Raw genomic sequence first — 20,522 nt, forward strand, 5'->3', positions numbered from 1 at the left:
GGAGGTGTAAAAAATCAAAACAGCAGGTGCGCGGTATACAAAAAGAAAAAACATATTTCCCGGATTCGGCATCAGTTTCGGAATCACGATGGCATACCTCGGCATGATTGTCCTCATTCCTTTAACAATGGTGTTTATGAAAACGGCCTCGATGGGATTTCACGATTTTTGGCAGGCGGTTGCCGAACCAAGAGTGGCGGCTTCCATCAGGCTGACGGTGTTGACGGCTCTGGCGGCCGCCATTGTCAACGCCGTGTTCGGCCTTTTAATCGCTTGGGTCATGACCCGTTATACGTTTCCCGGAAAAAAACTGCTAGACGGGCTTGTCGATCTTCCGTTTGCACTGCCGACCGCAGTCGCAGGTATCGCGCTTACGTCACTTTACTCGCCAAATGGGTGGATCGGGCAATTTTTGCATGTCAAAGTTGCGTTTACACCGCTCGGAATCATCATCGCCTTAGTGTTTATCGGTCTTCCTTTTATCGTGAGAACTGTGCAGCCGGTGATTGAAAATATTGAGAAAGAAGTAGAGGAAGCATCAGCCATTCTCGGGGCGGTTCCTCGCCAAACCTTCAGGAAAGTGATTTTTCCCCAGCTGCTTCCTTCTCTGATTACAGGGTTTTCGCTGGCATTTGCCCGCTCCCTCGGCGAATACGGCTCAGTCGTCTTTATCGCCGGCAATATACCGTACAAAACGGAAATTACGCCGCTGATAATCATGACGAAGCTTGAACAGTATGATTACAGCGGGGCAACGGCTGTGGCTTGCGTCATGCTTGTCATTTCATTCTTACTGCTGCTGGTGATCAATCTCTTTCAGTGGCGCATATCAAATCGGTGGGTAAGGAGCTGACAAAATTGAACGTCCAGACGCAAATTCAAACACATCAATCATTTGGCACGAAAACCACGAAGGCGGTGCTGGTCGCCATCGTCTATCTATTTCTATCGATCTTTTTGCTGCTGCCTCTTGCCGCCATTTTTATTAAGGCTTTTGAAAAGGGAGCGGATGTTTATCTGGCGTCCATTACAGACCCGGGCGCTCTGTCGGCCATCAGGCTGACGCTCATTGTGCTGGCGATAACCGTGCCGCTCTCGGCCGTCTTCGGCATAGCGGCCGCCTGGCTGGTGACGAAATATGACTTTAAAGGGAAAAACGTTCTTGTCACATTGCTCGATTTGCCTTTCGCGGTATCGCCCGTGATTGCCGGACTTGTATTCGTTCTTCTCTTTGGAACGACAGGAGTGTTCGGTCCATGGCTGTTGGACCATGGCGTAAAGATTGTCTACTCTCTGCCGGGAATTGTGCTGGCAACATTGTTTGTGACGCTCCCGTTTGTCGCGCGCGAGCTGATTCCTTTTATGCAGAGCCAGGGATCGTCTGAAGAAGAGGCATCGCTGACCCTCGGAGCAGGGGGCTGGAAAACATTTTGGTACATTACACTGCCGAACATCAAATGGGCCCTGCTGTACGGCGTGATCTTATGCGGAGCGAGGGCGATCGGCGAATTCGGCGCCGTATCTGTTGTATCCGGCCATATTAGAGGCGAGACGAATACCATGCCGCTCCACATCGAAATTTTATATAACGAATACCAATTTTCAGCCGCATTTGCCGTCGCTTCATTAATGTCTATTTTGGCATTAATTACATTGGTGCTGAAAAATATTCTCGAGAAAAAGACAAAAACGGCAGGAAAAGGAGCTTAGTAATATGGGAATCTCAATCAAACATGTTTCCAAGTCGTATGGTGAATTTCATGTGTTGAAAGATATCAATCTTGAAATCAAAAAAGGAGAGCTGATTTCCCTGCTGGGGCCGTCGGGGTCCGGGAAAACAACCTTGCTCAGGATCATTGCCGGGCTCGAACAGGCTGATCAGGGAAGCATTTTGTTTGAGGGGGCTGATCAAACAAATGTACATGTGAAAAACCGCAATGTCGGATTTGTTTTTCAGCATTACGCCCTTTTTCGCAATATGACCGTTTTTGAAAATGTGGCCTACGGTTTGAAAGTCCGCCCCCGCAAAGAAAGACTTTCAAAAAAGGAAATCAAGCAAAAAGTTGATGAACTGCTGAACATTGTCAGACTCAAAGAGTTTGGCGAAAGATATCCTTCACAGCTTTCCGGCGGACAGAGGCAAAGGGTTGCACTCGCCCGCGCCCTTGCTGTCAATCCCCAAGTGCTGCTGTTGGATGAACCGTTCGGCGCATTGGATGCAAAAGTAAGGAAAGAATTGAGGCGCTGGCTTCGAAAAGTGCATGACGAATTTCATATTACAAGCGTCTTTGTCACCCATGACCAGGAGGAAGCGCTTGACATTTCAGACCGCGTCGTGATTATGAACGACGGAAGGATCGAGCAGGTCGGCACACCTGAAGCTGTTTATGAAATGCCTGAAAATCCGTTCGTGTACGATTTTCTTGGGACAGTCAATCAATTTAAAGGCCGGCTTGACAGCGGTTATATTTATGATGGGAATTTCAAGTTTGAAGTGCCCGGGGATGTGAAGACGATCAAGACAGCTGCCAGCGGAGTCGGGTTTGCAAGACCTCATCATTTTATCGTTGAAAAAACACCGAACGATGAAAGCGGAATTCATTGCCAGGCGGAACACATCCGCGCGATCGGCTCGACGGTTCAGCTTGAGCTGAAACGAACGGACACCGGGGACATCATCGAAATTGAATTGACAAAAGAGTATTTTCTCAAGCTTCAAATTACAGTAGGGGACGATTTATATGTACGGCCAAAACAGCTGAAAGTCTTCTGCTCTTCGTAAAACCCCTGTTGGGAGCCGTTTGGCTCCCATTTTTCAGCCTCAAGAAAGCAGGAATTATTTGACGGGAATCGAAATATACAAAATCAGACTTTGTTCTGCAAAATGTAAGCGTTTCCGTTGGGTTTGAGATGAGGTAAGGGAGTGGTGTCATGATTCACGTATTGTCGAACGGATTTTACCGGTTTTGCGACTGGGTGATGAGGCTTGCGCTTCTGAATTTGCTGTGGATCGGTTTTTCTGCAGCTGGATTGGTCATATTCGGATTGGCTCCGGCGACTTGCGCCATGTTTGCCGTCACAAGGCAATGGGCGATGGGAAAGACGGATATCCCTGTTTTTCAGACGTTTTTTAGCGAATTTAAAAAACAGTGGGGAAGATCAGTTATTCTCGGACTGGTGTTATCGCTCATCGCCCTTTTGCTGTATGTCGATTTTTCAATCGCCGCCGTCTATTTTCGCGACCAGCCCGCCGTATTAAGCTTATTCATCAGCCTTTTATGATATATGCCATCATCCTCTTATACGTTTTTCCGATCGATGCCCACTATGATGTGAAACAGATCGAGGTGCTGAAATACAGCTTTATCATCGGCTTTTCCCGCCCGCTCACTTCTTTGTTGATGATGATCAGCGCTTTTGGTTTCGTCCTGCTCGCTTTATTCCACGTCGCATTTCTTTTGTTTTTCAGCGGGAGCGCCCTGAGTCTTGTTCTGAACAAACTGGCGATTCGCGCTTTCCGTGCAGTTGACAGCCGCCATGAGAAAAAACAGGCTTCCTTCATGCGCTTGAAATGAAGGTGTTTGTCCGTGAACCGGTTGCAGCATTTAAAAATTAAAGATCAATTGTTTATTCTGATTTCATTCATTATGGCGGTTTCGCTGATTTTGATTTTGAGCGGCGTCCAATACACTTTTCGGGTGTATGACCAGCAAATCTACAGAAAATCGTCACAGGTGCTGATGATGTCATCAAAAAGCATTGAAGATGAACTAAAAAAAATTGAAGATGTTTCTTATCAAATCACAACAGATCAAAACATCCAAACCAACCTCCTAAAAGCGGGGCAAGACCAAAATAAATACGACCGGTACAAAATCAAGAGAGACATTTGGGACAAGCTTTCCGAATACACCGGATCAAAACGATACATTAAATCCATTCATTTATTTGACGCTTATCAAACGGAATATTCAGCAGGGGCAAGCTTAACAGAGGCGCTTAAAAGGCAGATCGACAGGCTGATTGAAAAAGCGGCGGAACGGAAAGGGGGGAATGCGTGGGTGACAATGCCCGGTGTAAACGGCGAGCTTTTATCAGCCAGGCAAATCCGCTCATATCATCATTTGAATTTTGATCATTTAGGAATCGTCCTGATCGTGGCCGATTTAAAAAGCATTGTCGGCGATCTCCCGCAGGACTGGGGGGAAGGCGCAGGCAAGATTGCCATGTCGGATGGAACGAAACTATTTTTTTCAGAAAGCCCTTTGAAAAAAATGGACGCTCTCCGATTATCCTCCGCTGATCAAAACGGATATGACATCGTGAACAAAAACGGCCGGCGGTTTTTTGTTTCATATGTCAAATCATCATATGAGAATTGGACATATTGGAGCCTGATTCCCTTTGACGCGATGTTTTCGAAAATAACTGCGATGAAGTCCATATTCATCTCCCTTTTTATACTCTTCTTTTTCACAGCTGTCCTTTTTGGAAGAAAAATGGCAAGAGGCATGACAAGCCCGATTGAAAAGCTGGTCGCCGCCATGAAAAACGTGCAAAACGGAGATTTTAAAACAGAGCCGCTCCCTAAGGCGCCTCCTGAGCGCCAGGACGAAGTCAGCGTATTGAACCGCGCTTTCATTACAATGGTTGAACGGATCAACCAATTGATAGCGGAAAATTATGAGAAGCAGCTCATGATTAAAGAGACGGAGTTTAAGGCTCTTCAGGCGCAAATCAATCCCCACTTTTTATACAACACATTGGAGTCGATCAACTGGCTGGCCAAGATGAACAGGCAGCCGCAAATTTCCAAAATGACAGAATCTCTCGGCTTTTTGCTGCGAAATGCCGTCAATATGAAATCAGATGTCTTAACAATCGAGGAAGAGGCTGACATTGTCCTTCACTACTTCACGATTCAGCAGTTCCGCTTTGCGGAAAGGCTGGTGTATGAAGTGGAAATCGATCCTATTGTCAAAATGTGCCCCGTCCCGAAAATGATTCTTCAGCCTTTGGCTGAAAATGCGATTACATATTGTCTTGAGCCTGTCCTTGACCCTTGCCGAATCAGCATAAAGGCATGGAAAAGCGGGGGATTTGCCTATTTGACAGTAAAAGACAACGGCCCCGGCATGGACGAAGATTTTTTGGACAAAGCAAAAAAAGGCCTTGTCCAAACAAGGGGCAAAGGCATCGGGCTGCAAAATATCGATGAACGGATGAAGCTGATGTTTGGCGGGGGCTATGGATTGCATATCTCAAGCCAAAAAAACAAGGGGACAGAGATCACCATTAAAATACCATTTCAAAGCGGGGTGTCGTGATGTATAAAGTTCTGCTTGCAGACGATGAACGGATCATTCTTGAGGGCATCTCAAGCATGATCCAGTGGAAGTCATTCGGTGCGTCTTTGGTCGGCGCGGTGCAGAACGGAATTGAAGCCTACCAGCTGATCTTGCGCGAACGTCCGCATATTGTCATCAGCGATATTAAAATGCCGGGAATGGGCGGACTTGAATTGATCGAGAAGGTTTCCCGAGACCACCCGTCGATCCGGTTTATTTTACTGACCGGTTTCGGCCAGTTTGAATACGCGAAAAAGGCGATGACATACGGAGTCAGACATTATCTGCTCAAGCCGTGCAATGAAAATCACATCACAGCTTCGCTTGAAAGCGTGATCGACGAATTGAAGAAAGAAGAATCGGCAGAACGGGTGAAAACGGAATTGGATCTCGTCCGTCCGCACATCCAAAAACACGCGTTACGAGAGCTGATCAAGGGTGACAAAAGCGATGCCGATGCATATTTGCGCTTTTTTCCCGATGGAAAGGACATCAGGATTGTCTTGTTTTCTGTTCAGGGCGAAGGCGGCGGACATTTGTCCACACTTGAAAAGCTTGCGGGCGGCATCCTGGCATCCTCGGCCATCGCAGCAGTCCTGATCAAGGGTGTGCTTGTTATTGCCGCAGATGGTGAAGAACACCCGGATCGGCTCAGGGATAAAATCGAACACATAAAACATCAGGCGGGCAAACAGCTGCAGGTTCAGCTGCAAGCTGCCGTCAGCCGGAACGGAGACATCAGGGAAGCGGCTGCATTATATGACCACGCGTCCGGCGGGCTCGACAAACAGCTTGTCAAGCCGGGCGGACAAACATCGGTTTTGATTAACAAAATGCTTGACCTGGTTCAAAAAGAAGCGGCCAATCCGAAGCTCTCATTAAAATGGGCGGCCCGCAACATGCTGTATATGAATCCCGATTATCTCGGCAAGCTTTTTAAGCAGGAAACAGGCGAGAAGTTTTCAAGCTATGTCGCAAGAGTGCGGATTGAAAAAGCGATGGCTATCATGAAGCATACGGGCGGCATCCCAATCGGAGAACTGGCCGAGAAATTAGGATTCGGCGACAATCCGAAATACTTCAGCCTTGTCTTTAAAAAATACACCGGCTATACGCCGTCTGAATATCGGAAAAAGAATGAAAAATCGAGACGATAAGCTGCCGGCAGAGAATCCGGCGGTTTTTTATGTGCAAAAAATCGCCGACATCTCTGTTTTTTTAACATTATTCTCTGTTTTTTGAGTTTCTGGAAGAGGTGCCATGAAATTAAAATGAAATGTAAGCACTTACAAAAAGAGGGGGATGTTGATGAGGAAATTCGTACCATTCTTTTTATGCGCCGTGCTGATGCTTGGCCTATACGGATGCAGTTCAAACAGTGAAGAAACGGCCGGCGAAGGCGGCAAAAAATCGATCACGCTCAGGGTCGCTTGGTGGGGCGGACAGCCGCGGCACGACTATACGACGAAGATCATCGAGATGTATGAAAAGGAACATCCGCATGTCAACATTGAGGCCGAATTTGCGAATTGGGATGACTACTGGAAAAAGCTTGCCCCGATGTCTGCCGCGGGTCAGCTGCCAGATGTGATCCAGATGGACACCGCATATTTGTCTCAGTACGGGGGGAAGGGCCAGCTTGAAGATTTGGCGCCTTATTTGAAAGACGGAACGATCAATACCGATTCGATCGATGACAAAGTGATCGAAGGCGGGAAGATCGACGGCAAACTGTACGGTTTTACGCTGGGCGTCAATGTTCTGTCGGTGATTTCCAATGACGAGCTTTTCAAAAAAGCAGGCATCAAGATCAAGGATGACAATTGGACATGGACCGATTTTGAAAACGCCGCGCTCAAAGTGCAGGAAAAGACGGGCCAATACGGATCAAACGGAATGCATCCGCCTGACGTCTTTTTCCCTTTTTATCTCAGAACGAAGGGGGAACGCTTTTACAAGGAAGACGGAACGGGTCTCGCCTATACGGATGACAAGCTGTTTGCCGATTACTTCAAGCGGCAGGTGAAGCTTGTCGAAGCCAAAGCTTCTCCAACGCCTGATGAAAGCGCGCAGGTGAAGGGGATGGAGGATGACTTTATCGTGAAAGGCCGGACGGCTGTGACATGGAACTACTCCAACCAATATTCGGCGTTTGCCCAACTGACGGATGCGCCTCTGTCCCTGCATCTGCCGCCTGAGCATTTGAAAGAAAAAGCGCTCTTTTTAAGGCCGAGCATGCTGTTTTCGGTTCCGAAAAGCTCAGAGCATAAAAAAGAAGCGGCGAAATTCATCGACTTTTTCGTCAACAGTGAAAAGGCCAACTCTCTGATGAAAGGAGAACGGGGCGTCCCGGTTTCGTCAAAAGCGGCTGAAGCGGTCAAGTCTGAATTAAATGAAGCGGAAAAAAAGATTTTTGAATATGTTGAACGGGCATCTCAATATGCCGGAGAGGCCGATCCGCCGGAGCCTGTGGGGAGCGCAGAAGTGATCAAACTGTTGAAGGATACGTCTGACCAGATTTTATACAAAAAAATAACACCTGAACAAGGTGCAGAGAGATTCAGAAAAGAGGCGGACGCCATACTCAAACAAAATCAAGGAAAGTAAGCCGAACATGGGATCATCTCGGCTACAATCAGTCAGGAGGATGCGGATTTGAAGAACAAACAGCGAAAAGACAACCTGGCGGGCTATGCCTTTATTTCTCCGTTTATTATCGGGTTTCTCTGTTTTACCGTCATTCCGATGGGGGCATCGCTGTTTCTGTCGTTCACCAATTACGACCTGTTTACGGCACCTAAGTGGATCGGCTTGGACAACTATAAAACGATGCTGACGGAAGATGAGAAATACTGGGGTTCCTTGAAGGTGACGTTTACCTACGTTCTCGCCGGGGTGCCGCTGAGGCTTGCTTTCGCGCTTTTCATCGCGGTGATATTGAACAGGGCGGAAAAAGGAGTCGGGATTTACCGGACGCTCTTCTACCTTCCGTCCATTATCGGCGGAAGCGTGGCCGTCGCGATTATGTGGCGCAATGTGTTTGGAAATGACGGTGTTATTAATGCGCTGTTGTTTTTTATCGGCATTGACAAGAAAATTCTGTGGTACCAGGATCCGACGAGTGCGTTATGGACCTTGATCCTTTTGTCGGTTTGGCAATTCGGTTCATCAATGCTGATTTTTTTGGCCGGACTGAAGAATATTCCGCCGATGTACCAGGAGGCGGCTAGCGTTGATGGCGCAAACAGAGTGCAGCGGTTTTTTCTGATTACCCTGCCGCTGCTCAGCCCGATCATTTTTTTCAATCTGGTCATGCAGACCATTTCCGCGTTCATGACCTTTACACCGGCCTATATTATTTCCAAGGGCGAAGGCGGCCCGCTCGACGGGACGCTGCTTTATTCCCTTTATCTGTTCCAGCGCGCCTTCAACTTTTTCCAAATGGGCTATGCTTCTGCAATGGCGTGGGTGATGCTCATTCTGATCGGGCTTGTGACCTTCATTTTATTTAAAACATCATCCTTATGGGTGCATTACGAATCAAAGGAGGGATGACATATGGACCCGATGCAGGATATTCAAAAGGAAGCTGCCGCTTTTCCGGCGGAAAAAGGAAAAAGCAAGACGGGCCGGGCGGTCTTCCACATCCTGACCTCGTGCCTTGCCCTTTTTCTTCTATACCCGATCATTTGGCTTTTTGCCAGCTCATTTAAAGAAAGTGCGAGCATTTTTGCAACATCTCATTCACTGATTCCCGATCCCTTTGTTGTGGGCAATTATGCAGAAGGGTGGAAAGGGATTGCAGGGCAGCCGTTTATCACATTCATTAAAAATTCGCTGATCATCGTCGGACTGTCGACGGTTGGCGCCGTTTTGTCTTCCGCCTTGATCGCATACGGGTTCGCCCGGATTCCGTTTAAAGGAAAAGCGTTTTGGTTCGCCTGCATGATGGTGACGATGATGCTTCCTCACGAAGTGCTGATGATTCCGCAGTACATCATTTTCGCGAAGCTTGATTGGCTGAATTCCTTCAAGCCGATCGTCGTTCCGCAGTTTTTCGGACACGCGTTTTTCATCTTTTTGATGATCCAGTTTATCAGAACGATTCCTGTTGAACTGGATGAAGCGGCAAGAATAGACGGCTGCAGCCGTTTCGGCATCTTTTTCAGGGTGATCCTTCCGCTGATCGCCCCTGCGCTTGCGACTTCTGCGATCTTTTCGTTTTATTGGAAATGGGAAGAGCTGATCAATCCGCTTCTATATTTAAATAAACCTGAGCTGTACCCCGTTTCCCTTGCGCTGAAGCTGTTTTTAGACACGGAAACGGCGTCAAACTGGGGGGCGATGTTTGCGATGTCGGTCGTGTCGCTGCTGCCCGTCGTACTCGTCTTTTTTGTATTTCAAAAATCGATCGTTCAAGGCATCAGTATGAGCGGATTAAAATAAAAAAGGGGAGATATATACATGCCGAAGCTTGTTTTTGATGAAGAAAAGCTGTATGAGGTGATCGATAGAATCGTAAAGCGGACGTTTGACATGGATTTTGATTGGGACTGGCCGGGAGGCGTTGCTTTTTACGGTGTGGCGGAAGCGTATGAAGCTACAAAAAATGAAGAATACCTCCGCTTATTGAAAGAATGGGTGGATGAAAGGCTTGAAGACGGCCTGCCAAAGCTTTCGATCAACGGTGTATCAATCGGACACACGCTATTATCGCTGTATCAGGCAACAGGCGATGAGCGCTATCTGGATACGGCGAGGCAGATGGCGGATTATGTCCTTCATGAAGCGCCGCGGTTTGGCGACGGAATCCTCCAGCATACTGTCAATTCCGAAAAGGACGTTTTTCCTGAGCAGGCATGGGTGGATACGATGATGATGGCCGGGCTGTTTTTGCTCAGGATCGGAAAACTTGCGGGCAATGAAGACTATTTTGAAGACGGTCTGCGGCAGTTTCACGGACATGAGGAGTTTTTGCAGGATATGGATACCAATTTGTATTACCATGCATGGGATCATCAGGCGAAAAACCATATGTCAGGGATCTTTTGGGCGAGGGGAAACGGCTGGGCCGCGCTGACGATGGCCAAGGCGCTGCCTTTGATTGATGTGCAACATCCGTCTTATATGATCATTGACGGTTCATTGAGAGATCTTTTGAGCGCGCTCGTCAGGCTGCAGCATTCTTCAGGATTATGGCATACAGTGCTTACTGATCCCGACTCCTATCTTGAGGTCTCAGGTTCGGCCGGAATTGCCGCCGGTCTGCTTGCAAAGGGTTCTTTATACCACAAATACATTCAGAAAACCTTGAGTGCGGTCACAGAAGCCGTCCGCGATGACGGCCGGGTCGAGCGTGTGTCCGCGGGAACGGCGGTCATGCGGGATGTCCAGGGCTATAAGGATGTCCCGTACAAACGCATTCAAGGATGGGGCCAGGGCCTCGCGCTGACCTTCCTGGCCGATGTCGCCCGCTCGACATCACGCGTCTTTCAATAACAATTGATCAAGAAACATTCTTTTTATTTGCAGTGGGGTGAAAGGGATGAAAAAGCTGCATCAAAGACATGTTTCACGGCGAAAGGGGACCTATTTTAAAAAAAGCTTTGTGCTGTTATTGCTGATTACGTGTATTCCCGGTTTATTGACGGGGGCGGGCATCTATTTTTTCTCAGCGGCGAAAATTGAAAAAGAGCTCCAGCATCTGCATGAAAGCCAGGTTTCCCGGCAGATCAGCCAAATTGATGACAAGCTGGAAGGCCTTGAAATCATGCTTTCCCAACTGGCATACGATACCCGGCTGATGAACGGACTGGCCGATGCCGATTTCGAGAGAGACTTCCAAACGACATACAGGCTGTCAAAGTCGCTGTTTTTGCTTCAGGATCAAAATCCGCTTATTAAGAGGGTGGAGCTATTCATTCAAGACCAGGAGCCGCTGCTTTTAAACCCGGAATACAGCGGATTTATCGACAAAAAAGCATTAAAGGCCTATGATTCGCTATTGGCCGGCGACGAAAACGTCTATTGGCAAGAACGTTCATCTGATATAACCCTTGTCCACAAAATACCGGGAGGCGTCTCAAAACCGTTCGGCGCCCTTATTTTAACGCTTGACAGAAGGGAAATGAAACATTTGCTCAAAAGCCTTTCCCCTTATTCAAAAGGAACGGCGCTGCTTTTCAATCGAAAGCAGCAGTCCGTTTCAACGGAAAAGAAAAGCGGTGAAAGCCATTTTGAAAGCGTTTTAAAAGAGAAGGTTGAACAGCAGCGGAAAAAACAAGGATCATTTTTGATTAGGTGGAAGGGCGGCGCATACTCCGTGTCTTATGGACAGATGGCAAGGCTCAACCAGAAATGGACTTATGTTTCCGCATCGCCAATGTCCTCGATTACGGCTCCGGTGTTGTTTTTATCAAAACTCGTCGCCTCAGTCAGCATTGCCGGTATTGTGGTGGCGGTCTTCTTGACATGGTATGCCTCAAACAAAATCTACTCGCCGGTTGCGAGGCTGATACAGCTCTGTTCGGGCGAAGAGAAAAAATCGGGCATCCCTGTTCACCGGGATGAATTTCGTTGGCTTGAAAAACGATGGAATGATATGTCACATGAAAGCGGAAGGCTGAGAAAGCAGGTGGTCAACCAGAGTTCAGAAGCGGCAAGCGGATTTTTCCAACGCCTGCTGCAAGGGCATGTTGCCGGTGAATCAGAAAAAAACCTGGAAACGCGTTTAAAGAACTGCGGCTGGAATGCAGCAGACAGGGTGTTCATCATCGTCGATATTCAGCTGACAGGGCTGTATGGCGGAAACGGTTCCTTTTCAGATAACGATGAAAGCTTGGCCGAATTTATGCTTGGCAACATGACAAGAGAGCTGGCCGCAAACACGTTTACACACGTCTATATCACAGATGCGCGCTCTCTATCGCTTGCACTGCTTTTGATGCAAAGCCGGAAGACGGATGTGCAGAAGGCCGTCGCTGATTTCGTCAGCGAACTGACGCAGACGGTTCACGCATTTTCAGGACTGCATGTCACGGCGACGATCTCAAAGCCGGTGACCATGGTAAAAGACATTCCTGTTATATATGAAGAGGTAAAGACGGGAAAACGATACAGACAGTTTGAAAATTCGAGCCAGATGATCGATTTAAACGAGCGGGAAGAACGGATTCCCGGCGAGTCCTATTATCCGTTTGCCCTTGAAAAACAGGTGATTCAGGCCATTCGTCTTGAGAAAAAGGAGGAAGCCGGACAGTTGATTGCGCGTTTTATTCAGGAGCTTGCTGAAAAAGGAAAAACGGAAGTCCGCATTCAGCCCGGAATGCTTCAATTGTTTGCAAAAATTCAGGAAGAAATTTTACATTCAGGTCTCCATCCCTATGAATTATTCAACCAAAGCCATTTGATTCGGGAACTGTCGGATCTCAGAGAGCCGACGCGTGCCGTCTCCTGGCTGATGGAGCGGATTGTCGGCCCATACCTTAAAGAGCTTGAAGGAAGAAACAACAGACAGCAAAAACGGCTTGTCGAACAGGTGCTGGTCATGATTCATGAAAACTACATGAAGGACATCTCGCTTGAGAGCTGCGCCGATGAGGCGGGGACGAATTCTTACACGTTAAGCAAGGCGTTCAAACATGTGACAGGGATTAATTTTATTGATTATGTGACACGGCTCCGTATTGAAAAAGCAAAAGAGCTGCTGCTTGAAACAAATAAAAAAATCCATGATGTTTCTGAAGAAGTCGGCTACAGGCACAGCTATTTCAACCGGATTTTCAAAAAGCAGGTCGGGATTCCCCCGAGCCGGTACAGACAGATTCACCAGGAATCATCGTGAAAGGGAGGATACAATGGAGAAAATAAATGAAAAGCCGAAGGCGTCCATGTATTTGGCAGGGGATTCGACAGTTGCCGACTGCCCTCCGCATGAAGCTCCGATGGCTGGCTGGGGGCAGCTTTTGCCGGCATTTTTCACAAAGGAGGTCAACATTGTCAATCTGGCCAAAGGCGGGGCGAGTTCAAACAGCTTTATTGATGAGGGAGTGCTTGATGCCATCGCCGGCCGCCTTTTGCCGGGGGATTATTTGTTCATCCAGTTCGGCCACAATGATCAAAAATCATACGGAACAGATCCCTTTACATCCTATCAGGAACAATTGTCCCGCTATATCCACACCGCCAGGAACAACCAGGCCTATCCCGTCCTCGTCACACCGGTGCAGCGCCGGCATTTTGATGAAAACGGCGGCATTGTGAACACTCTCGGCGACTTTCCGAAAGCCATGATGGAGCTCGCCGAATACCTTCAAGTCGCGATGATCGATTTGTGGTCAAAAACAAAAGCGCTCTATGAATCTCTCGGTATCGAAGGATCGAAACGGCTGTTTGTCCATTTTCAGCCTGGCGAGCATCCGCATTATCCGGACGGCATAATAGACAACACCCATTTTTCCGAAGAAGGAGCCCGCCAAACGGCAGGGCTTGTCGCTGAAGCGATCAGGGAGCTCGGGCTTGATTTGCGGGCATATCTTCAGCCGGAAGGGAGGGAGTCCCATGTCCAGCCTTGATGCCAAAGAAGGAGACATCATCTATCAAAACCGCCTGTCATCAAGTGAAGATCTCCGCGGCTGGGTGATGGAGGGAAAAGGAAAGGTTCGTTTTCCGGAGGGCAGAATGCAGTTGGAAAACGAGCTCGACCCAGAGCATTATGGAGATGATGCGCATTTTGTTTATTGGTGTCCTGAGACATTTCCGGATGAGATCATCATCAAATGGGATTTCTATCCTGTAAGAGAACCGGGGCTGTGCATGATATTTTTCGCTGCTGCCGGCCTCCACGGGGAAGATTTATTTGCTCCGCGCCTTGCGAAGAGAAGGGGAAAATATCCGGAATATCATTCAGGCGACATCAATGCCCTGCATCTATCCTATTTCAGACATAAACATCATGATGAGAGGGCGTTTAGAACGTGCAATCTCCGTAAAAGCCGGGGATTTCATCTTGTAAAGGAAGGAGCCGATCCTCTTCCGCCCGCTGATGATGCTTTGCCTCCTTATCGAATGAAGCTGGTCAAAGACAGAGCATATGTATCCTTTTCGATCAACGGTCTGCCGATTCTCGAATGGACGGATGACGGCAGGCGATACGGCCCGGTCTATGGCGGAGGGAAAATCGGCTTCAGGCAAATGGCGCCGCTCGTGGCGGACTATGCCAATTTTGAGGTGCGCCGCTTGCTGCGGGACTAGATGGAAAGGTGGATTGATCCATGCGGGAAAAAGGCGCGATGGCGATGATTTACGGCTGCTGCGAAGCGGCCGCCAGAATCGCCTGGCTGAACGGGCTGTGGCTTCTATTTACATTGTGCGGCGGCATTGTGTTGGGCTGGGCCCCGAGCACGGCCGCCATGTTTGCCGTTGTTCGCAAATGGCTGAGGGGGCATGCGGATGTGCCGGTGTTTCAAACCTTTTATCAAACGTATAAAAAAGAATTCATCAAAACAAACGGACTCGGGCTTATCCTTGCAGCCATTGGATGGATGCTGTTCGTCAACCATCAATTTTTTCAAGGCAGGGCGGATTTGTTTTCGATCATGGTCAGTTATTCAACATGGCTTGCGGGCGTGTTGTATATCATGGTGCTCATGTATATTTTTCCGCTCTATGTTCATTTTGAAATGCCGTTTGTCCGGTACTTTTCTCAAGCTGTGCTGATTGGCATGCTTCGCCCTCTGACCACGATCGCCATGGCCGCATCAGGTGCGGCGGTCGTCTATGTCCTCATGACTGTTCCGGGCTTGATTCCGTTTTACGGCATCAGTTTATTCGCCCTTGTCTGGATGTTTCTCGCTCACCGCTGCTTTCTCGGATTGGGGAATGCTGCCTCTGCAAAAAAAGATAAACAGGCAAAAAAGTACGGATATACAGATGCTGAATATTAAAAGCGTTATTTTCCGTTATCTGCCGATTGCAAGAAAGTACAATTGAATAAAAATGGAAGTCATAATAGAATCCGTTTAAGTAAGCGCTTACAAAATAGCGAAGGGAGACTGTTATGAACAAAGGCAGAAACAGATGGAGGAAACTGCTGACGGCTGCATCTCTTCTGACACTCATGCTGGTTCCAGCTTTATCGGAAAAAGCGGAAGCGGATGCGGGCCGGACGCTGCAGGCGAGACAAATGGAATCACTGAAGCGGGGGCTTGTCGCTGTCAAAACGGATAACGGCGTTTTTATCAGCTGGCGGCTGCTCGGAACGGAGCCGTCCTCCGTTTCGTTCAATGTGTATCGAAACGGACAAAAACTCAACAACGCTCCGATAACATCCAGTACGAACTTTCTTGATTCAAATGGGAATGTAAATTCATCGTATGAAGTGAGAGCCGTGGTAAACGGCGAGGAGCAGCCGTCCTCTGAAAAGGCCGCAGTCTGGGGGGAGAACTACAAATCGGTTCGGCTGCAAAAGCCGTCCGGCGGGCGAACGCCTGATGGCGTCTCATACAGCTACAGCGCGAATGATGCGAGCGTCGGCGATCTTGACGGCGACGGTGAATACGAGATCATTCTTAAATGGGACCCTTCAAATTCGAAAGACAATTCACAAGACGGGTATACCGGAGAAGTATTCATTGATGCTTACAAGCTGGACGGCACCCGGATGTGGAGAATCGGCTTGGGCAAAAACATCCGCGCCGGCGCCCATTATACGCAGTTCCTCGTCTATGATTTTGACGGTGACGGAAAAGCGGAAATCGCGATGAAGACGGCTGACGGAACGAAAGACGGAAGAGGGAAGGTGATCGGGAGCGCTGATGCCGATTACCGCAACGCTCAAGGCCGGATATTGTCGGGGCCGGAATATTTGACGATCTTTAAAGGCGATTCAGGACAAGAGCTGGCAACCGTAGACTATGAACCGGCCCGCGGAAACGTAGCGGATTGGGGAGACAGCTACGGGAACAGGGTTGACCGTTTTCTCGCCTGTGTCGCGTATCTTGACGGAGAGAGACCGAGCCTTGTCATGGCGCGCGGCTATTATACGAGGACGGTATTAGTCGCTTACAACTGGAGGGGCGGGAAGCTGACAAAACTGTGGACATTTGATTCAAATTCCTCCGGAAATCATGGGTATGCCGGACAAGGCAATCATAATTTGAGTGTCGCAGACGCCGACGGCGATGGAAAAGACGAGATTTTGTACGGCGCCATGGCGGTTGACCATGATGGAAAAGGCTTGTATTCGACTGGATGGGGGCACGGAGATGCGATGCACGCCAGCGACCTTGATCCGGCAAGGGCCGGAATGGAGGTGTTTCAAGTCCACGAAAACAGCGGTTCCCCTTACGGATTGTCACTCCGTGATGCAGCGACAGGAAAACTCCTTTGGGGCGTCCATGCCGGCAAGGATGTCGGACGCGGGATGGCGGCCGACATTGATCCGCGCCATCCTGGAGCTGAGGTGTGGGCGAACGGCGGACTGTATACGGCAAAAGGGGTAAAGATTTCGAGCACCCTTCCTTCTTCAACGAATTTTGGCGTCTGGTGGGACGGTGATCTTCAGCGGGAACTTCTCGACAGCAACAGGATTGATAAATGGGATTACAAAAATTCCAAAACGATCAATCTGCTGACGGCTGCCGGAGCTTCTGCAAACAATGGGACTAAGGCGACGCCTGCTCTCTCGGCCGACTTGATCGGAGACTGGCGCGAAGAAGTGATATGGCGCACAGATGACAGCAGTGCGCTCAGAATTTACACGACGACTAATGTGACAAATCATCGCATGTACACGCTGATGCATGATGCTGTCTACCGCCTTGGAATCGCCTGGCAAAACGTCGGCTACAACCAGCCGCCGCATACCGGTTTTTATTTGGGTGAAGGCATGTCTGCCCAACAGAAACCGAATATTTATACACCCTGATTAAAAAGAGAATCAAAAATGAAGGGACAGCTTCGTTCCAGACATACCGATCCAAACACGACATTTCAGGATTATTTGAAAACATATATCGACCGGACCCGGGGAAAAAGGCGGACGGCCAGTGCTTGTCACAACCCAGAGCAAGCGGACATTCGATGAGAACGGCGTGTTTTACAACAGCATCGGAGAGTACCCGAATGCGATGAAAGAACTCGGGCGAAACATGAATGTTCCTGTGATTGATCTGAATCGGAAAAGCATCGCGTATTACAATGCCATCGGGGTTGAAGCGACGAAACAAGTGTTTATGTTTTTAAAGCCTGGAGAAAGCCCGAATTATCCTGACGGAGTGGAGGAAAGGGTTCATTTTCAGGAGTACGGCGCCAATCCAGAAAAACAAAAAAGTATGATTGTGATCTAAAATCCGTTCCCATAAAATGAATAGTAAGCGTTTTCTCGCCTTAGTGTGACGCATCAGGAAAATGGCGGACGCGAGGACAAAAGATGGACAGCCGCGTCCGTCAAATCTTCCGCTTTTTTCAATAGAATTGAAAGGTTGTTTCGTAAGAGATTTGATCAAAAAGGAGTGATAGAATGTGACAACGATTTATTTGGCCGGGGATTCAACGGTCCAGAACTATCAAGCGAACTCGCCTCAAGGCGGATGGGGGGAATTTCTTCAATCTTATTTGTCGGAGGATGTTCAGGTCGTCAATCGGGCAATCGGAGGAAGGAGTTCAAAAACCTTTGTGGAAGAAGGAAGGCTGGCGGCTATCCTGGAGGTCATCAAAAAAGGCGACTGGCTGTTTGTCCAGATGGGCCATAATGATTCATCAAAAGACAAACCCGAACGCTATACTGATCCGTACACCACATACAAACAATATTTAAGGATGTATATTGAAGGAGCGCGCCAAAAGGAAGCCACACCGCTCCTCATTACCCCTGTTGCCAGGCTTCACTACGAGAACGGCGTGTTTTTAAACGATTTTCCTGATTATTGCATTGCCATGAAACAGCTTGCAGAAGAAGAACATGTCCTCTTAATCGACCTCATGAATAAAAGTCTTCAGCACTTTGCGGAAAAAGGATACAGTGACATTTTTAAATATTTCATGATTTCAGAAAATGTAAACGATTATACCCACTTTACGAAAAAGGGCGCCCGGGAAATCGCAAAGCTTGTCTCATCAGGTATGCAGGAGCTCGGGCTGCCGTTTGTCAAAGAGACGGTGTGAGCATGAAACAGCAAAAGCTGTACCACGGTGCCTGTTTTTATCCTGAGTTATGGAATGAAGCCGTCCTCGAAGAAGATATCCATATGATGAAAGAAACGGGGATCAATGTTGTCAGAATCGGCGAATTTGCCTGGTCAAAAATGGAGCCGGAAGAAGGGTGTTTTGATATCAGTTTTTTTGCGCATGTCATTCGCAAACTGGCCGCCAATGAAATTGAAACCGTCATGTGCACGCCGACTGCCACTCCGCCGATCTGGCTGACCCACGGCCATCCCGAAAGAATCCATGTCAATGAAAAAGGTGAAACGATGGGACATGGATCAAGGCAGCATGTCTGTACGAACCATCCGTATTTCAGAGAGCGGGCGCGGCTGATCACTGAGCATATTGCCAAAGAAATCGGCGGGCTGCCGGGGCTTGCCGGCTGGCAGCTTGACAATGAATTGAAATGCCATGTCAGCGAATGCATGTGCGAAACATGCAAAACATTGTGGCACAAATGGCTGAAGGAACGGTATCAATCGATTGACCGGCTGAATGAGGCATGGGGGACCGGCGTCTGGAGCGTGACGTATCAGACCTTTGAACAAATCCCTCAACCCGGTCCGACTCCATTTTTGCATCATTCATCTTTAAAAACGATGTATCAGCTGTTTTCCATGGAAAAAATCACTGAATTTGCCCACGAACAAGCGGCGGTGATCAGAAAGCATTCAGACGCTCCGATCACCCATAACAGCAGTATCATGTTTGGCGTAAATAATGAGGACCTGTTCAGCGGCCTTGATTTTGCCTCCTTTGATACGTACGCTTCCCAAGAAAACAGAGCCGCTTTTTTGTTCAATTGTGATTTATGGAGAAACATGAAAAAAGGACGGGCTTTTTGGATTATGGAAACAAGTCCTTCCTACAGCGCTTCACTTGAAAGCTATGCGCTGCCTCATGAAGACGGCTATTTGAGAGCTGAAGCGGTATCTTCTTATGCCTTGGGGAGTGAGGCCTTTTGCTATTGGCTGTGGCGGCAGCACAGAGCCGGCTCTGAACAGCCGCACGGTTCAATTCTCAGCGCTTGGGGCGAGCAGGATGTGGGCTATCGGAATGTGCTTGAAGTCGAGCGCGCCAGAAAAGAGATTGAGGATGCCGTGCTCTCGACTGTTCCTGTTCAGGCTGAAACGGCTGTTGTCTATTCAGACCGGGCGAAGGCTTTTTTAAAGACTGAGCCTCACCGCCAGCTCCACTACAGGTCGCTCATCACCGATTTTTATGACCGGTTTTTATCATTGGGCATCCATAGAGACGTGATTTTGGAAGGCAGCACGCTTGCCGGCTATAAGCTGCTGTTTACCCCGTTTATTCATTATTTACCGCCGGAATTCATCAAAAAGGCATCAGCATTCACGGAAAACGGCGGAATTTGGATCGCCGGACCTTTGACAGGCGGGCGGACGGAACATCATACCATCCATACCGACTGCGGGCTTGGACCTTTAGAAACATACGCCGGGGTCAAAACGCTGTTTACGTTTCCGCTGGATGAGCGGCGCACAGTGGGGAGCGCTTTTGGGATCAAGGCTCCGCTCAGTCTGTGGAGTGCTGTTTTTGAAGCAGATCCGGCAGAGGCGGTCGGCATCATTGAACAAGGACCGGCCTCAGGGAAGGCTTTTATGACAGAGCATAAACGGGGCAAAGGAAAAATCGTCATGCTCGGTTCGATGCCGGCAGGAGAAGCCGGGGACATGATGCTGAAGAAGATGATCAGCCACTACGCCGAAGAGGCCGGTGTGACACTTAACATGAATGTGACGCCGGGCACAATCGTCGCCCCGCGCATGGGTCCGGACGGCACTCTTTGGGTGATCGTCAATATGGACGGAAAAGGGGGAGAAGTGGTATTGCCATACAATGCAGCCGATGTGATCACAAATAATAGGGAAGCAAGGGGCCGCCTGAAGCTCGGACCTTATCAATACCGGACCTTACTATTTCCCGCAGCAAGACAATAAAAAGCCG

General features: G+C 48.6%; 17 protein-coding genes and 1 pseudogene. All 18 read left to right on the plus strand.

Annotated features, from left to right (window positions below):
• Positions 1 to 13 precede the first annotated feature (13 nt).
• A complete protein-coding gene (gene cysT, locus R5H20_RS07365; RefSeq protein WP_034325803.1) occupies positions 14 to 853 on the plus strand; it encodes a sulfate ABC transporter permease subunit CysT in 840 nt (279 codons plus the stop codon).
• 65 nt (positions 854 to 918) lie between these two features.
• Positions 919 to 1,710: a sulfate ABC transporter permease subunit CysW gene (gene cysW, locus R5H20_RS07370; RefSeq protein ID WP_236836175.1), complete on the plus strand. Its 792-nt coding sequence runs from the start codon at positions 919 to 921 to the stop codon at positions 1,708 to 1,710.
• Between the two features lie 4 nt (positions 1,711 to 1,714).
• Entirely contained in the window at positions 1,715 to 2,782 is a 1,068-nt protein-coding gene (locus R5H20_RS07375; protein WP_006638539.1) for a sulfate/molybdate ABC transporter ATP-binding protein, read from the plus strand.
• Positions 2,783 to 2,931: 149 nt separating this feature from the next.
• A pseudogene (locus R5H20_RS07380) lies at positions 2,932 to 3,575 on the plus strand (YesL family protein).
• A 12-nt stretch (positions 3,576 to 3,587) separates the two neighbouring features.
• Entirely contained in the window at positions 3,588 to 5,327 is a 1,740-nt protein-coding gene (locus R5H20_RS07385) for a sensor histidine kinase (protein ID WP_006638538.1), read from the plus strand.
• A complete protein-coding gene (locus R5H20_RS07390; RefSeq protein WP_006638537.1) occupies positions 5,327 to 6,505 on the plus strand; it encodes a response regulator in 1,179 nt (392 codons plus the stop codon). Before R5H20_RS07385 ends, R5H20_RS07390 begins: the two co-directional genes overlap by 1 nt.
• A 151-nt stretch (positions 6,506 to 6,656) precedes the next feature.
• The gene (locus R5H20_RS07395; RefSeq protein WP_006638536.1) at positions 6,657 to 7,955 is read left to right on the plus strand and encodes an ABC transporter substrate-binding protein; all 1,299 of its coding nucleotides are present in this window, start codon (positions 6,657 to 6,659) and stop codon (positions 7,953 to 7,955) included.
• Positions 7,956 to 7,982: 27 nt separating this feature from the next.
• A complete protein-coding gene (locus R5H20_RS07400; RefSeq protein WP_173400957.1) occupies positions 7,983 to 8,903 on the plus strand; it encodes a carbohydrate ABC transporter permease in 921 nt (306 codons plus the stop codon).
• Between the two features lie 3 nt (positions 8,904 to 8,906).
• Positions 8,907 to 9,794, plus strand: coding sequence for a carbohydrate ABC transporter permease (locus R5H20_RS07405; RefSeq protein ID WP_006638534.1), 888 nt, complete (start codon positions 8,907 to 8,909; stop codon positions 9,792 to 9,794).
• Between the two features lie 18 nt (positions 9,795 to 9,812).
• On the plus strand, positions 9,813 to 10,847 hold the full coding sequence (locus tag R5H20_RS07410) for a glycoside hydrolase family 88/105 protein (protein WP_006638533.1): 1,035 nt from the start codon (positions 9,813 to 9,815) through the stop codon (positions 10,845 to 10,847).
• A gap of 46 nt (positions 10,848 to 10,893) precedes the next feature.
• Positions 10,894 to 13,191: an AraC family transcriptional regulator gene (locus R5H20_RS07415; protein WP_006638532.1), complete on the plus strand. Its 2,298-nt coding sequence runs from the start codon at positions 10,894 to 10,896 to the stop codon at positions 13,189 to 13,191.
• A 13-nt stretch (positions 13,192 to 13,204) separates the two neighbouring features.
• Positions 13,205 to 13,921, plus strand: coding sequence for a rhamnogalacturonan acetylesterase (locus R5H20_RS07420; RefSeq protein ID WP_006638531.1), 717 nt, complete (start codon positions 13,205 to 13,207; stop codon positions 13,919 to 13,921).
• Positions 13,908 to 14,600: a YesU family protein gene (locus R5H20_RS07425; protein ID WP_006638530.1), complete on the plus strand. Its 693-nt coding sequence runs from the start codon at positions 13,908 to 13,910 to the stop codon at positions 14,598 to 14,600. The genes R5H20_RS07420 and R5H20_RS07425 overlap by 14 nt, the downstream gene beginning before the upstream one ends.
• Before the next feature lie 20 nt (positions 14,601 to 14,620).
• Positions 14,621 to 15,292 carry a YesL family protein gene (locus R5H20_RS07430; RefSeq protein WP_006638529.1) on the plus strand — a complete coding sequence of 224 codons (672 nt, stop codon included), beginning with the start codon at positions 14,621 to 14,623 and terminating at the stop codon, positions 15,290 to 15,292.
• A 113-nt stretch (positions 15,293 to 15,405) separates the two neighbouring features.
• Entirely contained in the window at positions 15,406 to 17,274 is a 1,869-nt protein-coding gene (locus tag R5H20_RS07435; RefSeq protein WP_006638528.1) for a rhamnogalacturonan lyase, read from the plus strand.
• A gap of 121 nt (positions 17,275 to 17,395) precedes the next feature.
• A complete protein-coding gene (locus R5H20_RS07440) occupies positions 17,396 to 17,695 on the plus strand; it encodes an SGNH/GDSL hydrolase family protein (RefSeq protein WP_006638527.1) in 300 nt (99 codons plus the stop codon).
• Between the two features lie 175 nt (positions 17,696 to 17,870).
• A complete protein-coding gene (locus tag R5H20_RS07445; protein WP_006638526.1) occupies positions 17,871 to 18,512 on the plus strand; it encodes a rhamnogalacturonan acetylesterase in 642 nt (213 codons plus the stop codon).
• Between the two features lie 2 nt (positions 18,513 to 18,514).
• The gene (locus R5H20_RS07450) at positions 18,515 to 20,515 is read left to right on the plus strand and encodes a beta-galactosidase (protein ID WP_006638525.1); all 2,001 of its coding nucleotides are present in this window, start codon (positions 18,515 to 18,517) and stop codon (positions 20,513 to 20,515) included.
• The last annotated feature ends 7 nt before the right edge of the window (positions 20,516 to 20,522 follow it).

Source organism: Bacillus sp. KICET-3 (assembly GCF_033261025.1).
In the GTDB taxonomy this organism is placed as follows: domain Bacteria; phylum Bacillota; class Bacilli; order Bacillales; family Bacillaceae; genus Bacillus; species Bacillus sonorensis.

Bases quoted from the DNA above. Each gene is read 5' to 3' on its own strand.
- R5H20_RS07375 (WP_006638539.1), top strand. From the start codon at position 1,715: ATGGGAATCTCAATCAAACATGTTTCCAAGTCGTATGGTGAATTTCAT.
- R5H20_RS07390 (WP_006638537.1), top strand. From the start codon at position 5,327: ATGTATAAAGTTCTGCTTGCAGACGATGAACGGATCATTCTTGAGGGC.
- R5H20_RS07395 (WP_006638536.1), top strand. From the start codon at position 6,657: ATGAGGAAATTCGTACCATTCTTTTTATGCGCCGTGCTGATGCTTGGC.
- R5H20_RS07405 (WP_006638534.1), top strand. From the start codon at position 8,907: ATGGACCCGATGCAGGATATTCAAAAGGAAGCTGCCGCTTTTCCGGCG.
- R5H20_RS07410 (WP_006638533.1), top strand. From the start codon at position 9,813: ATGCCGAAGCTTGTTTTTGATGAAGAAAAGCTGTATGAGGTGATCGAT.
- R5H20_RS07415 (WP_006638532.1), top strand. From the start codon at position 10,894: ATGAAAAAGCTGCATCAAAGACATGTTTCACGGCGAAAGGGGACCTAT.
- R5H20_RS07420 (WP_006638531.1), top strand. From the start codon at position 13,205: ATGGAGAAAATAAATGAAAAGCCGAAGGCGTCCATGTATTTGGCAGGG.
- R5H20_RS07425 (WP_006638530.1), top strand. From the start codon at position 13,908: ATGTCCAGCCTTGATGCCAAAGAAGGAGACATCATCTATCAAAACCGC.
- R5H20_RS07430 (WP_006638529.1), top strand. From the start codon at position 14,621: ATGCGGGAAAAAGGCGCGATGGCGATGATTTACGGCTGCTGCGAAGCG.
- R5H20_RS07435 (WP_006638528.1), top strand. From the start codon at position 15,406: ATGAACAAAGGCAGAAACAGATGGAGGAAACTGCTGACGGCTGCATCT.
- R5H20_RS07450 (WP_006638525.1), top strand. From the start codon at position 18,515: ATGAAACAGCAAAAGCTGTACCACGGTGCCTGTTTTTATCCTGAGTTA.